This window comes from Aliterella sp. E5.1, from assembly GCF_057473825.1.
Map to the genome: position 1 here is coordinate 46,608 of NZ_JBYCCV010000001.1, position 13,829 is coordinate 60,436.

The 13,829-nt window shown below is 42.1% G+C and carries 17 protein-coding genes and 1 tRNA gene; 7 read left to right on the forward strand and 11 right to left on the reverse strand.

The window, feature by feature from the left end; translation table 11 throughout:
• Window positions 1–93 precede the first annotated feature (93 nt).
• The 5 genes from AC2VE5_RS00210 to AC2VE5_RS00230 all read left to right on the forward strand — a co-directional run bounded on the left by AC2VE5_RS00210 (window position 94) and on the right by AC2VE5_RS00230 (window position 4,812).
• Window positions 94–546, forward strand: a complete 453-nt coding sequence (locus tag AC2VE5_RS00210; protein ID WP_486885769.1) for a diacylglycerol kinase family protein — start codon at window positions 94–96, stop codon at window positions 544–546.
• 64 nt (window positions 547–610) lie between these two features.
• The gene (locus AC2VE5_RS00215) at window positions 611–1,213 is read left to right on the forward strand and encodes an anthranilate synthase component II (protein WP_486885770.1); all 603 of its coding nucleotides are present in this window, start codon (window positions 611–613) and stop codon (window positions 1,211–1,213) included.
• Window positions 1,214–1,224: 11 nt separating this feature from the next.
• The gene (locus tag AC2VE5_RS00220; protein ID WP_486885771.1) at window positions 1,225–1,986 is read left to right on the forward strand and encodes an MBL fold metallo-hydrolase; all 762 of its coding nucleotides are present in this window, start codon (window positions 1,225–1,227) and stop codon (window positions 1,984–1,986) included.
• Window positions 1,987–2,321: 335 nt separating this feature from the next.
• A complete protein-coding gene (locus tag AC2VE5_RS00225) occupies window positions 2,322–3,431 on the forward strand; it encodes a polysaccharide pyruvyl transferase family protein (protein ID WP_486885772.1) in 1,110 nt (369 codons plus the stop codon).
• A gap of 193 nt (window positions 3,432–3,624) precedes the next feature.
• Window positions 3,625–4,812 carry an HhoA/HhoB/HtrA family serine endopeptidase gene (locus AC2VE5_RS00230; RefSeq protein WP_486885773.1) on the forward strand — a complete coding sequence of 396 codons (1,188 nt, stop codon included), beginning with the start codon at window positions 3,625–3,627 and terminating at the stop codon, window positions 4,810–4,812.
• On the opposite strand, the gene AC2VE5_RS00235 is transcribed toward AC2VE5_RS00230, so the two are convergent.
• From AC2VE5_RS00235 to mrdA, 8 genes are all read right to left on the reverse strand, one after another.
• Window positions 4,813–5,853 carry a sensor histidine kinase gene (locus AC2VE5_RS00235; protein ID WP_486885897.1) on the reverse strand — a complete coding sequence of 347 codons (1,041 nt, stop codon included), beginning with the start codon at window positions 5,851–5,853 and terminating at the stop codon, window positions 4,813–4,815.
• Window positions 5,854–5,925: 72 nt separating this feature from the next.
• Window positions 5,926–6,636 carry a response regulator transcription factor gene (locus tag AC2VE5_RS00240; protein WP_486885774.1) on the reverse strand — a complete coding sequence of 237 codons (711 nt, stop codon included), beginning with the start codon at window positions 6,634–6,636 and terminating at the stop codon, window positions 5,926–5,928.
• 70 nt (window positions 6,637–6,706) lie between these two features.
• Window positions 6,707–7,258, reverse strand: a complete 552-nt coding sequence (locus tag AC2VE5_RS00245; protein ID WP_486885775.1) for a peroxiredoxin — start codon at window positions 7,256–7,258, stop codon at window positions 6,707–6,709.
• Window positions 7,259–7,293: 35 nt separating this feature from the next.
• Window positions 7,294–7,557, reverse strand: a complete 264-nt coding sequence (sipA, locus tag AC2VE5_RS00250; protein ID WP_486885776.1) for a regulatory protein SipA — start codon at window positions 7,555–7,557, stop codon at window positions 7,294–7,296.
• A gap of 4 nt (window positions 7,558–7,561) precedes the next feature.
• Complete coding sequence (gene aroF / locus AC2VE5_RS00255) at window positions 7,562–8,620, reverse strand: 3-deoxy-7-phosphoheptulonate synthase (protein WP_486885777.1); 1,059 nt, start codon at window positions 8,618–8,620, stop codon at window positions 7,562–7,564.
• 136 nt (window positions 8,621–8,756) lie between these two features.
• Window positions 8,757–9,266, reverse strand: coding sequence for a photosystem II biosynthesis protein (locus AC2VE5_RS00260; protein ID WP_486885778.1), 510 nt, complete (start codon window positions 9,264–9,266; stop codon window positions 8,757–8,759).
• 12 nt (window positions 9,267–9,278) lie between these two features.
• Complete coding sequence (gene rpsO, locus AC2VE5_RS00265) at window positions 9,279–9,548, reverse strand: 30S ribosomal protein S15 (protein WP_486885779.1); 270 nt, start codon at window positions 9,546–9,548, stop codon at window positions 9,279–9,281.
• Between the two features lie 74 nt (window positions 9,549–9,622).
• Window positions 9,623–11,395, reverse strand: a complete 1,773-nt coding sequence (gene mrdA / locus AC2VE5_RS00270; protein WP_486885780.1) for a penicillin-binding protein 2 — start codon at window positions 11,393–11,395, stop codon at window positions 9,623–9,625.
• Window positions 11,396–11,556: 161 nt separating this feature from the next.
• Here mrdA and AC2VE5_RS00275 point away from each other — a divergent pair, with 161 nt between their 5' ends.
• Window positions 11,557–11,901, forward strand: a complete 345-nt coding sequence (locus AC2VE5_RS00275; RefSeq protein ID WP_486885781.1) for a hypothetical protein — start codon at window positions 11,557–11,559, stop codon at window positions 11,899–11,901.
• Window positions 11,898–12,110, forward strand: a complete 213-nt coding sequence (locus AC2VE5_RS00280) for a hypothetical protein (protein WP_486885782.1) — start codon at window positions 11,898–11,900, stop codon at window positions 12,108–12,110. The genes AC2VE5_RS00275 and AC2VE5_RS00280 overlap by 4 nt, the downstream gene beginning before the upstream one ends.
• 47 nt (window positions 12,111–12,157) lie before the next feature.
• On the opposite strand, the gene AC2VE5_RS00285 is transcribed toward AC2VE5_RS00280, so the two are convergent.
• From AC2VE5_RS00285 to AC2VE5_RS00295, 3 genes are all read right to left on the reverse strand, one after another.
• Window positions 12,158–12,688, reverse strand: a complete 531-nt coding sequence (locus AC2VE5_RS00285; RefSeq protein ID WP_486885783.1) for an SHOCT domain-containing protein — start codon at window positions 12,686–12,688, stop codon at window positions 12,158–12,160.
• A 119-nt stretch (window positions 12,689–12,807) separates the two neighbouring features.
• Window positions 12,808–13,368, reverse strand: coding sequence for a hypothetical protein (locus AC2VE5_RS00290; RefSeq protein ID WP_486885784.1), 561 nt, complete (start codon window positions 13,366–13,368; stop codon window positions 12,808–12,810).
• Window positions 13,369–13,742: 374 nt separating this feature from the next.
• Window positions 13,743–13,827: transfer RNA gene (locus AC2VE5_RS00295), tRNA-Ser, on the reverse strand.
• Window positions 13,828–13,829 lie beyond the last annotated feature (2 nt).

Consider the following 13,829-nt stretch of genomic DNA (forward strand, 5'->3'; position numbering starts at 1 on the left):
CGCACCTTCTAGCAGGATTATGCCCCCAAATGCAATCAAAACTGCTATAACTATCCAACTAATAACTACTTTTTCTGTTGTCGTCTCCTGTCTATGTCTCAAAACCCTCCGACATCAACGCCCACCCGACCAGAAAAGGTTGCTGCTAAGCGCGAGTTATCGTGGCTTGTCGCCACAAATTTATTTGTTAGTTTCAAATATGCTTGGTGTGGAATAGCTTATGCTTTTCAAACTCAGCGTAATTTTCGCATTCATGTAATGGTGGGTGTTTTGGCGATGGGATTGGCAATTTTCTTACACTTGCCACTTCTGGAAATGGCAGTAATTGGACTAACTTGTGGTTTAGTGTTGGTGATGGAGCTATTGAATACAGCAATAGAATCGGTCGTCGATTTGACCGTCAAGCAGTCTTATCACGACTTAGCCAAAATAGCTAAAGATTGTGCGGCGGCGGCGGTTTTAGTCTCTGCGTTGGTAGCAGTTTTAGTTGCGGGAGTTTTAATTATGCCGCCATTAATTGCCCAAATGCGGGATCTTTGGGGGTAAAGAGCAAGCTTATTTGTAGCCAATTTTGAGGTGCTACCAACCTAAACTAGGAGAAAATTGAGTTTTGATTATAGTTATTGATAATTACGATAGCTTTACTTATAACTTGGTACAGTATTTAGGAGAACTAGGGACAGAGTTTCCGGTTGCTTCAGTTATTCAAGTTTACCGTAACGACCAGATTTCCCTTGAGCAAATCCGCCAATTGCAGCCAGATGGAATAGTTATTTCTCCAGGTCCCGGTCGCCCAGAAGATGCGGGGATTTCTTTAGAGATAATTCGTCAACTGGGACAAACGTTACCGATTTTAGGCGTGTGCTTGGGACACCAAAGCATTGGGCAAGTTTTTGGGGGACAAATTGTTTCTGCTCCCGAATTAATGCACGGCAAAACGTCGCAAGTAACTCATACAGGAGTAGGTGTTTTTCGCGGTTTAGATAACCCAATGACCGCAACTCGGTATCATAGTTTAGTCATTGAGCCGCGAACTTGCCCGGAAGTGCTGGAAATTACAGCTTGGGTGGAAGATGGAACCATTATGGGAGTCAGACATCGCAACTATCCCCATATTGAAGGCGTACAGTTTCACCCTGAAAGTGTACTAACTACTTTAGGCAAGCAACTGTTGCGAAACTTTTTGGCACAGCTACAGTCGTCCATAGGGTGAGGGAGAAATTTATGAAACGGCGACAAATATTAGGCTACGCGGGAGCGGGGTTAGCAACGACCTTGTTTGCAAGTTTGAGTGCAACGGCGCAAACTGGTGATTCTTTGTCAGTTAAATGGTTAGGTCATACTTGTTTTTTGTTTAGTAGTGGCAAAACGCGAATTTTGGTTAATCCATTTCGGACTATTGGCTGTACGGCAAAATACCGCGCGCCCAAGGTGGAAGCAGGTTTAGTGCTAATTAGCAGTCAATTATTGGATGAAGGAGCCATAGAAGGCTTGCCAGGTAAGCCTCAGTTGATTTACGAGCCTGGAGTTTATCGATTTGATGGTATTCAAGTGCAAGGAATTAATACCTTACATGATCGCGTTAATGGTAGAAGATTCGGCAATAATGTAGTGTGGCGTTGGCAACAAGCGGGAATTAATATCGTGCATTTGGGTGGGGCGGCGGCTCCCATTACTATTGAGCAAAAAATTCTCATTGGTCGTCCTGATGTGCTTTTAATACCCGTAGGCGGTGGCGTTAAAGCTTACAACCCGACCGAAGCCCAAGCAGCGATTAGTCAGCTAAATCCGAAGTTAGTAATTCCGACTCATTTCAGCACTCAAGCGGCGGATAGCAGTAGTTGTGACCTGGTGGGAGTAGACCAGTTTTTGGCATTGATGCAGGGTACGACCATACGCCGCTCAGATAGCGATACTGTGACAATTAGTACGGGTAGCTTGCCCCAAAAAGATATGGCAATTCAATTATTAAGCTACAAATTCTGAGAATTGCGATCGCATTTTTATAGAGACGTTTTATAATTGGTAAACTAAAGCGTCTTTTTTGGTTTAAATTAACACCTATAGGATTAAATTTACTCCTAGGTACGGCAATCTTTAGTTGTTTGTATCTACTCCCCTTAATCGACAAGCAGTTAAATAAATGTATAAAATCTAAATTTTTGTTATAACTATCTATGTGTTAAATTTTACTAAAATAATCTTGAGGTTTTTAACGATTGTTCCGTTTGAATTACATAAATAATTAAATAGCCCTAGGAGTAGTAAGGAGTTTCAATATTGTACTTTGACTCCTAAACGTCAACCTTTATTAGTGAAAAATGAAAATTGGAATTTTGACTTATCACTGTACGACAAACTACGGTGCAACTTTACAAGCCTATGCGTTACTAACAGCCATTAAGCATCAAGGGTGGAACAATGTAGAAATTATCAACTATCAACCCTATTCCATGCTTAGGCACTTTTTCCTTAGACCAATTCAGCCAATTAATAAAAAGCTCCAAATTAATACTCAACTTTTTATTAATTTAAGAAAATGCTTAAATATGAGGAGATTTGTCCTTGATAACTTACCATTAAGCAAAAAAAGAGCCTACACAAGAGCCAGCCTAAAAAAACATCATCAGCACTATGATTTGGTAATTTGTGGTAGCGATCAAATATGGCGGATCGATCCAGTTTATGGTTTTGATTCGGCGTTTTTTTTAGACTTTATAGATAGTAAGACTGGTTGTCGGAGAATGAGTTATGCTGCCAGCTTTAGCGATACCGATAGTTTAGGACAACATCAAGAGTCAATATTTCAATTACTAAAAGCTTTTGATACAATTTTGGTTCGAGATGCTAATAGCTTGCGGCTAGTAGAAAAAGAATGCAATCTTCCGGCAGCAAAAGTTGTAGATCCTACATTTTTGATTAACTACGATCCAATTATAGTATTGCCAAAATTGAAAGAACAATATCTTTTAATTTACAATCAGCAAAGTTTTACAAGCTTAGAAGAAGACTTTATCAAAACTACTGCTAGAGATAGAAAATTGATAATAGTTTCCATTGGACAAGCTAATCAAGTAGCAAATATAAATATTATAGAAGCCGAGCCTAAATCGTGGCTAGGATATTTCAAAAAAGCTGCTTATATTGTTACCAATACTTATCATGGAACAATATTTTCAATAATTTTCAAGAGGCAGTTTACGGTAATTCTTAACCCAAACAAGTCAAATAAAACGGGGGATTTATTAAAGGATTACGGTCTAAAAGATCGAGTTTTATCCAATCAATTACAACACCAAGGCTCTGAGTATAATTTAGTAGATATTGATTACAGTGAAGTAGAACAAAAATTAGAAGTAGCTGTAGCTAATTCTAAAAATCATTTATTTAGTGCAATTGAACGTGAAGAAGCTTTAGCAAATCTCGCTTAAAGTAGTTATTTGAACAAAGGGTAGGTAAGGAGATCGCCCTACCTACCCTTTGCTATAGAGCAAGGCATTGCTAAAAAATTCATTGGCGCGTAATAGCACTGTCATAGCAACTTCATATCAAAGATATAGATTGATAAAAGTAAGCAACAACATAGTTAAATTCTTAAACCTGCATTTCGTCGGCAGACTCAAAATGAACAATCAGAAAAAAGTTTCTTGGCGCAAATCGGCTACTTATTTATCCCTGATGCTCCTAGGAGCGGGAGCAACATTTTCTGGCAATTATATAGCTTCTCAAACTCAAACCGCCCCAGCAATCGCTGCGACTCCGGCAATTGGAAACAATACGATTGCTCAACTACCCAGTACAACCGACCCTAACTATGTGACCTCGGTAGTAGATCAAGTTGGTTCCGCCGTTGTGCGCATCAATTCTTCGCGCACGGTTACTCGTGAATTGCCAAACGATCCACGCTTGCGCCGCTTCTTTGGCAATAACGTACCGAGATCGGGAAGCCGAGTTGAAAGAGGAACTGGATCGGGTTTTATTATTAGTAAAGATGGACAAATTTTGACTAATGCCCACGTAGTTGATGGGGCGACAAATGTAAACGTAATCTTAAAAGATGGTCGGCGCTTTACGGGTAGGGTGTTAGGAACTGACCCAGTAACAGATGTAGCTGTAATCAAGATTCAAGCAGATAACTTACCCACAGCCAAGTTAGGCAATTCTGAAGGACTAAAAGCTGGAGAATGGGCGATCGCGATCGGCAATCCTTTAGGACTTGATAACACTGTCACCACTGGAATTATCAGTGCTACAGGTCGTTCTAGCAGCGCTGTAGGAGTACCTGATAAGCGGGTGGCATTTGTTCAAACCGATGCGGCAATTAACCCTGGCAACTCTGGCGGTCCGCTACTAAATCAGCGCGGTGAAGTAGTGGGGATGAATACAGCGATTATTCAAGGTACACAAGGCTTGGGCTTTGCCATTCCCATCAATACGGCGGTAAGAATTGCCAATCAACTAATTGCTCAAGGGAAGGTAGAACATCCTTACTTAGGCATTGAGATGGTAGCCCTTACACCAGAAGTCAAGCAAAATTTTAACAGCGATCCTGATAGTGGTTTAACCATCGCCGAAGATCGAGGCGTATTAGTCGTCCGCGTCTTACCTAATTCACCCGCCGCTACTTCTGGCTTACAAGCTGGGGATGTAATTCAAAGCCTAAATGGTCAAGCCGTAACCGATGCGGAGAGCGTTCAAAAAGCTGTAGAAGATGCTTCTGTGGGTGGAAACTTGCGCTTAGACTTGCGGCGCAACGGGCAAACCCTCGACCTTGCAGTACGTCCTGGGGCATTACCTGCGAACGTGCAGTAATTAAGCCAATGGCAAAAAGAACTTAAACGTACTGCCTCGACCAAACTCACTTTCGACTGATATCTTGCCGCCTTGCAATTCTACTAGGCGGCGAGATATAGCAAGCCCGATCCCCGTACCGCCCGAATGACGCGATCGCGATCTATCCGCCCGATAAAAGCGCTCGAATATATGGGGTAAATGTTCTGGAGCAATCCCAATACCTGTATCTGTTACAGCTATCCATAATTTGCCCGTTTCAGACCAAGCCGAAAGCTTAATTGAGCCAGAATTTGTATAAAGCAGCGCATTACCGAGCAAATTAACTAATATTTGCTCGGTTCGGTCTATATCTGCCCACACTAGCGGCAATTGGGGCGGGCATTCTAAAAGTAAAATTGGGCTTTCGTCTAATAGTTGGTCGGAGAATCTTTGCACCAAAGATTCTAATAAAGGGCGAATATTTACAGGCTGCAAATTAATTTCTAAATAACCTGCTTCGGCTTTGGAAAGCTCTTGCAAATCATTGACTAGCCGCTCTAAACGCTTGGTTTCTGTGGATAGACGTAGATAAACTTCCGCCGTTGGTTCTATTCCGCCCTCGGCTAATTCTTCTAAATATCCCCGGACAATAGTTAAAGGTGTTCGCAATTCGTGAGTCAAATCACTAATTAGTTCGCGCCGCCGTTGTTCTACGCCTTCCAAACTAGCAGTCATGCGGTTAAAACTAGCGCTGAGGCGATCGAGTTCGGGGATGTCACTATTTGGTAAACGTCTATCTAATTGTCCGGCGGCAATTTGGCGGGTGATTTGTTCCATTAGGGTCAAACTTTTGACAATGCGCCGCGATACCCAATAACTCAAGGCTCCCGATGCAGTGGTGCTGACGACCAAAGACCAAAGCGTGCCGCGATACCAAGCATTTTCAAAGCCCTCAATTAGTTGGGGACGAGCGTAACGCAAGCGATAACCAGTGCCTTCTAGCTCCTCTAGGCGCAACACAAAAAAGCGCGGTGAAGAAACTTTACCAATAATTACTAGGCTGAGGATGCCTACAATCATCACCAGAATGTGAGAAAGAAATAAACGCGATCGCAAATTCACCGATTAAAAGTTTTTTGGGTAGAGGGACAATCAACTAGCCGAGTCTTCAAACTTATAGCCCACACCAACAACAGTTTTAATAAACGTAGGATTGCTAGAATCTGGCTCGATTTTTTTCCGCAACCGAGCAACATGAGTATCTACTACCCGTTCATCACCAAAAAAGTCGCTACCCCAAAGTTTATCTATTAACTGGGTACGGTTCCATACTCGCCCAGGATTGCTCACAAATACCGTTAACAAGTTAAATTCTAAGGTTGTCAAATCGAGAAGTTCTCCCGCCGCCTCAGTTGTCAACTTCCGACTAGCTGAGCGCCCATCTATATCAATTATAAAATGTCCTGTTTTATATACCTGCGCTTGTCCTCCTTGGCGGAGACTGCGGCGCAATAAAGCTCTAACTCTAGCAACTAATTCTCTGGGGCTAAAAGGTTTAACTAAATAATCGTCAGCCCCCGTAGATAAACCAATAACTCGGTCTATTTCCTCTCCCTTAGCTGTCAACATCAAAATATAAGGATCTTTTGCCCCAGGTTTTTGCCGGATTCTGGCACACAATTCTAGCCCATCTAATCCAGGTAGCATCAAGTCAAGAATAATTAAATCTGGTTGTTGCTCCTGAATTATCCGCAAAGCGCTCAAACCATCCCGGCTGATATGGCAAGAAAAGCCTTCTTTTTCCAAAGATAGTTGGATCAACCTCGCTATTTCTGGCTCGTCTTCAACGATCAAAATATCCATAAAGCGGTTAGGTTGCTGGTAGTTGGACTAATACGGGCTGAATCCGGCAAAGAATTGGATATTGTGATACTTAACTAATCGATTGCAATTGCTCAAGCCGCGCTAATACTTCGGTACTGTAAACAGTGGGATTTACTTTGACAAAGGTTTCGCGCAAAATTCCTTGCGGATCGATGATAAAGCTATGGCGCACTGATACCGCCCCCATCCACGAGCCATAGGCGTTGCTTACAGTTCCCGTAGGGTCTGCGAGTAAAGGAAATTTTAGCCCCTCTGAGTCGCAAAATTGGGCATGAGAATCCACAGAATCGGCGCTAATACCAAGAATTTGCGTGTTTTTTTCTACATATTTAGGTAAGTCTTGTTGAAATCTCCGCGCTTCTATAGTGCAGCCAGAGGTGAAGTCTTTGGGGTAAAAGTAAACTACCAACCACTTACCCTGAAGTTCGGCAAGGGAGATTTCGCCATCTCCGGTATTTGTAGGTAAAGTAAATTCCGGTGCAGGTTGATTTATGGCTGGAAGTTTACCGCCCATTGCCTTAGCGATTGGTGTATTTAACCAACTAAGCAGGGTAAAGCAACTAACAAGTATGAGAGTTAGAAAGGTGCGACGCGATCGCATTTATGTATACCAAATGATTAATATAAGTTTACATTCTACAAGTCTTTAGGTTGCAAGCCCAAATCTACTTGTTCGGTGGTGTGGGTTACAGCTTCGATGTACTGACTATCAATTAAAAAAGTCCCCTGAGTAAAGCGTACCGCCCAATAATTTGCCGGACGGCGATCGCTTACTGTACCTTCTTCTCCTAGCGCCACGACATCGGCAGGACGCAACATCGGCATGGGGTCGGCAGTTTTGAGGTAAGGAGGTAGGGTGATGACTCGGACTTTTTCACCAATAACAAATTCTTTAGACATAATTTTAATATGCTAAGGCGGTAGGTTGCTGCCAGCGATTTACAGCTTTACCAATTACGGCAAGCTCGGACATTAAACTATCAAAGCGGTCTGGGGTCAAAGATTGAGGTCCGTCAGATAGCGCCTGGGCGGGGTTGGGGTGAACTTCAATCATTAAAGCATCTGTTCCCGCCGCGATCGCACCCAATGCCATGGAGGGGACGTACTCGGCTCTACCTGTACCGTGGCTGGGGTCGATGGCAATTGGTAAGTGGGTAAGACTCCGCAATACAGGAATTACTGATAAGTCTAGGGTATTACGGGCATACTGACGGTCAAAGGTGCGTATCCCCCGTTCGCAGAGAATGACGTTTTGATTGCCTGCTGCCATAATATATTCGGCTGCCATTAGCCATTCTTCGATGGTTGCAGACATTCCCCGCTTCAAAAATACGGGTTTTGGTTGCGCTCCTACTTTCTTGAGCAAAGAAAAGTTCTGCATATTTCGCGCGCCGACTTGGATGATATCAGCGACGGCGGCAATTTTATCAAGGTCGGCGGCATCCATTACTTCAGTAATAATTCCAAGTCCGCTTGCCCTCCGCGCGGCGACGAGTAGTTCTAAAGCACTCTCACCGTGTCCTTGGAAAGCGTAGGGTGATGTCCGGGGTTTGTAAGCACCACCGCGTAAAAACTGCGCTCCGGCGGCTTGGACGCGCTGGGCGGTTTCTACAATCATTGCTTCATTTTCTACCGAGCAAGGTCCCGCGATTGTGACAATCGGGTGATTTTGACCAAAATGCACTGCCCCATTAGGTGTATTAACTACTACTTCGCTTGCTTGTCCGTGCCGAAACTCTAAGCTGGCGCGTTTGAATGGTTGTTCTACACGCATGACTTGCTCGATCCAAGGACTTACTTCTTGAATTTGCAAGGGATCGAGACTAGCCGTTTCACCCACCAAACCGAGGACTACTTTGTGCTTGCCGACAATTTTTTCGGCGGTGAGTCCTCTGCTATTTAGTTCTTCGCTGATGCGGGCAATTTCAACTTCTGGCGAACCAGCTTTCATGACTACAATCATGGCAAATTCCTCGATTGAAGGTAGTTATTCAATTGTAGAAATTATTTTATTTCTAGGGGGAGCAAACGCAAGTTGATGTTTTTTATGTTTGCGTTTGCCCTAAAAAGTTGATGTCAAGCATCTTAAACCAGAATTACTAAACGTTTTTCTGCCGTGTTGCCTTCCAAGCTGCCAGCATCCGTCCCCAATTTACGGCGAATTCTTGCACTCCTAACTTACTACCAGTTACTTCCTCATCCCAGGAAGCAGACAAAATACCATAAGTTACTCCCAGAACGCTCAAGCCCAAAAAGCCCATACTAACTAATAGGACTAAGACACCAGGCGGTTTGATCCCGTGACTGATAGCTACATAGCCACCAATTAAAGTTACCATGCCCAAAACTGTTGGTACGCCGCAAAATACTGCCATTCGCCGCGCCATGCGATCGCTTACTACTTTTGGTAGTGCCATCTCTTCTTTGGTAAATGGTGGCTTATTTGCTTGTTGTTTGGGGCTTACCGGGGCTTTTTGGGGCTGATAATTGCTTTGCAGTTTTTTCGCGGGTTTAGCTTTAGCAGTAGGCTTTTCGGTACTTTTAGCTACTTTAGACGCTTTTTTGCTTGGTTCAAAAGGTAAGGGTTGGCGATCGCTTTCGGTAGCCATAATAACTACTCCTTAACCACGGATTCCCAATCGAGCAATCAAGGCTTGATACTTCTCGCGGTTTTGCTTCTGAACGTAGGCTAGAAGGCGTTTGCGTTGACCGATGATTTTTAATAATCCCCGGCGCGATGAGTGATCTTGTTGATTTGCGCGTAAGTGTTCGCTAAGACGGGTAATTCTGTCCGTCAGCATGGCAATTTGGACTTCCGAGGAACCAGTATCAGTCTCGTGAACTTGATAGCTAGTAATTAATTCTTGTTTGCGCTGTTGTGTCAGTGCCATAAAAACTCAATTTATTTGATAATGCAGCAATTTACTATCCTACCACAGCCTTATTTGTGTGCCAAATACCAGCACTATTTCTTCTTAAAATAGGCTTCCATCACTTTCAGCACCATTGGAGCGCAAATTTTTCCGCCGCCGCCGCCAGAATGTTCGGCAAAGGCAACAACGACAATTTCTGGTCTACTGCTAGGTGCGTAGCCGCCAAACCAAGTATGAGATTTATGACCAAAAGCTTCGGCGGTTCCACTTTTGCCTGACGCTGGGGGAATGTTGGGGGAGTTTAAGGCTTTTCCCGTACCGCCATCGACTACTTGACGCAATCCTTGACGCAGTACGCGCACGGTATCTGGTTTGAGGTTTAAAGATTTGCGCCAAGTTTTTGCTGTTTCGTTATTTTTGAGTAGATGTGGTTGGACTAGATAGCCGCCATTAGCAGGTACAGCAAACATCATCGCAGTTTGCAGGGGGGATACTTGCAAAAACCCTTGACCAATGGACATATTAACGGTATCGCCTACACTCCAAGGCAAATCGAGGTTTTCTTGCTTCCATTTATTATCAGCAACCAATCCCCGTGCTTCTTCTCCTGCTAATTCTATGCCTGTTTTTTTCCCAAACCCATAACGGCGCGTCCAGTCAATTAAAGTAGGTCCGCCAATTCCTCTGCCAATTTGATAGAAGAATGTGTTGCTACTCCAAGCCAAAGCGCCTGCAAATCCTAATGGTCCAAATCCGGCGCGATTCCAGTCGCAAAAGGTAGTACCGCCGATGTTCATGCAAGCATAAGTTGGGAGTACGGTAGTAGGGGCAAATTTGCCCGATTCAATTGCGGCGGTGGTTGTAATAATTTTGAATGTACTAGCGGGGGTAAAGCCTCGCAAAGCGCGATTAACAAAGGGATGATCCTTACTTTGCAAGCTTTTCCACGTTTGCGGGGCGATGCGTTTGGTAAATATATTCGGGTCAAAAGCTGGACGGCTAACCATTGCCAAAACCTCACCATTACGTGGATCTAGGGCAATAATTGCTCCTTGGTGATCGCCTAATGCTGTTTCTGCGGCTTTTTGTAAGTTTAAATCTATAGTTAAGTAAACATCTTGCCCAGTTTTAGCTGGTTTTGCGCCTAAAACTTTAATTATTCTGCCTTTTCCATCTACTTCTACCTGTTGTCCTCCCCACTCTCCCCGTAACTGCTGTTCAAAAGCTGCCTCTATCCCCATTTGTCCGACGACATCTCCCAAACGGTAGCCTTGAGAGCGCTTTTTGACTAACTGGCGATCGCTCATTTCTCCGGTATAGCCGAGGACGTGGGAAGCTATTTCACCATTGGGATATTCTCTGACCGCTTCTATATACACTTCCACATCTTTTAATTGGTTGTGATATTCAGCTAAGGCAGTAATTTGAGCCGGAGTTAGATCCCGTGCTACTCGTACTAAGGTTGAGGAATTGTAGCCTGCTTTTTCTAGGCGTTTTTGAATTTCTGCTTCCGGCGTATGGAGAATTTGAGCAAGTCTTGCTTTCGTTGCTGCCCATGCTACATTTTTGGGAGCCATGGGCCACAGATATACCGCATGAGAAAGGCGGCTACTAGCTAAAATTTTACCATTGCGATCGAAGATATTGCCGCGTTCTGGTTGTTTGGGAATCACGCGAATGCGGTTGCTATCTGCTTGTTGGCGATACTGGCTACCTCGAACTATTTGCAAGTAAGCTAAACGGCTACCAATCCCGCCAAACATGAGTAAAGTAATGCCCAGCATGATAAATAACGACTGGTAATGATTGCCTACATTTCGGGCAGTATGATTTTTTTTGGTACGTGCAGAACGCAGAGAGGACATGAATTAGCCCTTGGTTATTCTTTATAAGAATATAAGTATAGATAAAACTTCTGCTATTGAATCCTATAAACAATTGCTTACTTAGGATTGACCAGTAATATTAATTACTTGCAAGCGTAATATGCTGTGTAGTGCGATCGCATCACTACAAATAAAACCACATGGCAAAGCTACCAGACACTACAGTAAAAGTCATCTTTGATTTGCAAAGGCAACTATTAGAGCGTATTGATGAAGCAACCGCTACAGAAGCAATTATCTTTGAGCAGTTCGGTGAAAATGAAGAAACACTTGCCGAACTCGAACAACTCCAAAAGATTAGAGAGAGGGCAACAACTTCTTACTCACGACTATATACTTTACTTTTAAGAGTATATGAGTCGCAACCATTAGCTACTTCTGCTATCTTAAAATTGTTAGAAAATTCCATTGAACAAGCAGAAGCTACCAATGCGGCGGCTAAAGCCAGCGTCCAAGATACAAAGAGAAATTGGAATGTGTCATGAACCAACCAAGAATTCCCGATCCAGAAACAAGAAGACGCTCTATTGAGAAAATGCGCGAGGTTTGTCGTCAGTTTGATGCTCTCAATTTACTCTTGGATGAAGCGATCGCTCTAGTAGAAGCAGACATTCGTAATAGTCCTTTAAATGCTTACCGCTTGAGAAAAGCAAAGCTAGGTATTGCGCGAAAAAGTGAGAAAATAGATGCCTAGCTCGATTGCTTGACAAACGGTTGCTCTTGAATTCGGTGAAATTAATTTTATAGTTCCTCAAGGAATTTACTTTTTTTCTCATTGAATTCAGATTCACTAATTACTCCTTCATCTTTGAGCTTTTTTAGTTTTTCTAACTTGGAAAAAGAAGAGGTTACATTATCGGCAGTTTTATCTAGAAACTGATCTTTAAACTCAAGAATATGATTTAAAACTTGTTGTGCATTGACTGCTTCGCCTTGTATAGTAGCCGCGCCATGAATTTGAAACCTTGCACAGCGTTCAGTATCATTGCTATCGAGATAATATAACTCTAGAGTGTTTTTTGTTTGCTGAAGTTGCCGTCCAACATCTCCATTAGCCCATAACGCACGAGTTTCACCCATTTGAAATAAACCAAGCTCTACTTTACTCACACGCTCATACATTAATTTCCAAGTGATATTATTATCGTAGAAAGCACAAAAATTCTCTAGAACTAAAATCGCTCCAGTGTAGTTTGTTTTTTCAGGATGACCTTTAATACCTCCTAAGTAGCTTGCTGATTGTTGAAAAGTGATATTCTCATTAGGATTCAATAGAGTTTTCTTAACTTTATTGGTTTCTTGAGCTAGTAATTTAGCTTCAGATTTAGCTTGAGATTTAAAAAAAGCAACGATAAATAAAAGTGGTATTGCATAGAAGGAAAGAATAAATCCTAAGTAAAACAGGTATAAGAATTCAATTTTTTTCGTTTAGCTAATACAGCAATTAAATATCCTGAACCTATACTTAAAAAAAGTAAAGGCACTCCTATAGCCCATTCTAAAAAAAGAAGAAGAAGTGACAGAAAATATAGTAAGCAGACAAGCATCAAAATAGTAGTAAAAGCAGTAAGTTTACTATTTTCGTCGATTAAGGATAAACGTATTTTTTTAGTTAAAGGAAACAACGTTTCAATATCATAGTTAGTTCTATTGCTACTGCTTATATTTTCTACCTTGTTCTCACTAACTTTTTTCTCTTGATTCTTCTTATTCGCAGTTGTATGTAATGCTTTGGGAAAATTATGGCTTGCAAGATTGTCAACGGTTGAACTTGATAAAGTTGGTTGTTTTCCTGCTAATTCAAATTCTTGACTCCAAGCAGGAAACTCATCTTCTGTTTGTTTTCCGTGAATCTTTAGCCTTTCAATAGATTCAATACCTAAGTTTTTTATCTTCTTGCAGGTAAAAACAGCTATAAATTGTTGATCTGGTACTTGTTCTGATACCAGCATTACTTGCAAGCAACTATCTTTGAGAACAACTTTAACCGTAATATTTTTAGCTTCTAATTGCTGATTTAAATAGTTTCAATAGCATTTATATTTCCCTGTCTTGCTAGTTCTAATAAATTTGAATCTTCATTCATAACAAACAACCTTTTTAAATGCTGTTTAAAAAGGTATCTCCTAAAAATTCAGATAGCTATAGTAGATTTACGGTTAGATATAAAAAAGAGTGCAAATACTCAGTTGATTTACCTAAGTCTTTGAATTTAATTGCTAACAATAGTCAAAAATTCAATAAAATAGTGAAAATAACCTTACGTCCAAGATTTATTTCTTGTAGGTAATAGGCTCAAACTAATGTATTAAAACGATTCTCAAAACGGAGAGGGTGGGATTCGAACCCACGTTAAGTTGCCCTAAACAGCATTTCCAGTGCTGCGCCTTCAACCACTCGGCCACCTCTCCAG

Coding starts and splice junctions, on each gene's coding strand:
- AC2VE5_RS00230 (WP_486885773.1), top strand. CDS start 3,625: ATGAACAATCAGAAAAAAGTTTCTTGGCGCAAATCGGCTACTTATTTA.
- AC2VE5_RS00245 (WP_486885775.1), bottom strand. CDS start 7,258: ATGCGATCGCGTCGCACCTTTCTAACTCTCATACTTGTTAGTTGCTTT.
- AC2VE5_RS00210 (WP_486885769.1), top strand. CDS start 94: ATGTCTCAAAACCCTCCGACATCAACGCCCACCCGACCAGAAAAGGTT.
- rpsO (WP_486885779.1), bottom strand. CDS start 9,548: ATGGCACTGACACAACAGCGCAAACAAGAATTAATTACTAGCTATCAA.
- AC2VE5_RS00240 (WP_486885774.1), bottom strand. CDS start 6,636: ATGGATATTTTGATCGTTGAAGACGAGCCAGAAATAGCGAGGTTGATC.
- AC2VE5_RS00275 (WP_486885781.1), top strand. CDS start 11,557: ATGGCAAAGCTACCAGACACTACAGTAAAAGTCATCTTTGATTTGCAA.
- aroF (WP_486885777.1), bottom strand. CDS start 8,620: ATGATTGTAGTCATGAAAGCTGGTTCGCCAGAAGTTGAAATTGCCCGC.
- AC2VE5_RS00290 (WP_486885784.1), bottom strand. CDS start 13,368: ATGCTGGTATCAGAACAAGTACCAGATCAACAATTTATAGCTGTTTTT.
- sipA (WP_486885776.1), bottom strand. CDS start 7,557: ATGTCTAAAGAATTTGTTATTGGTGAAAAAGTCCGAGTCATCACCCTA.
- AC2VE5_RS00260 (WP_486885778.1), bottom strand. CDS start 9,266: ATGGCTACCGAAAGCGATCGCCAACCCTTACCTTTTGAACCAAGCAAA.
- mrdA (WP_486885780.1), bottom strand. CDS start 11,395: ATGTCCTCTCTGCGTTCTGCACGTACCAAAAAAAATCATACTGCCCGA.
- AC2VE5_RS00220 (WP_486885771.1), top strand. CDS start 1,225: ATGAAACGGCGACAAATATTAGGCTACGCGGGAGCGGGGTTAGCAACG.
- AC2VE5_RS00235 (WP_486885897.1), bottom strand. CDS start 5,853: ATGATTGTAGGCATCCTCAGCCTAGTAATTATTGGTAAAGTTTCTTCA.
- AC2VE5_RS00225 (WP_486885772.1), top strand. CDS start 2,322: ATGAAAATTGGAATTTTGACTTATCACTGTACGACAAACTACGGTGCA.
- AC2VE5_RS00280 (WP_486885782.1), top strand. CDS start 11,898: ATGAACCAACCAAGAATTCCCGATCCAGAAACAAGAAGACGCTCTATT.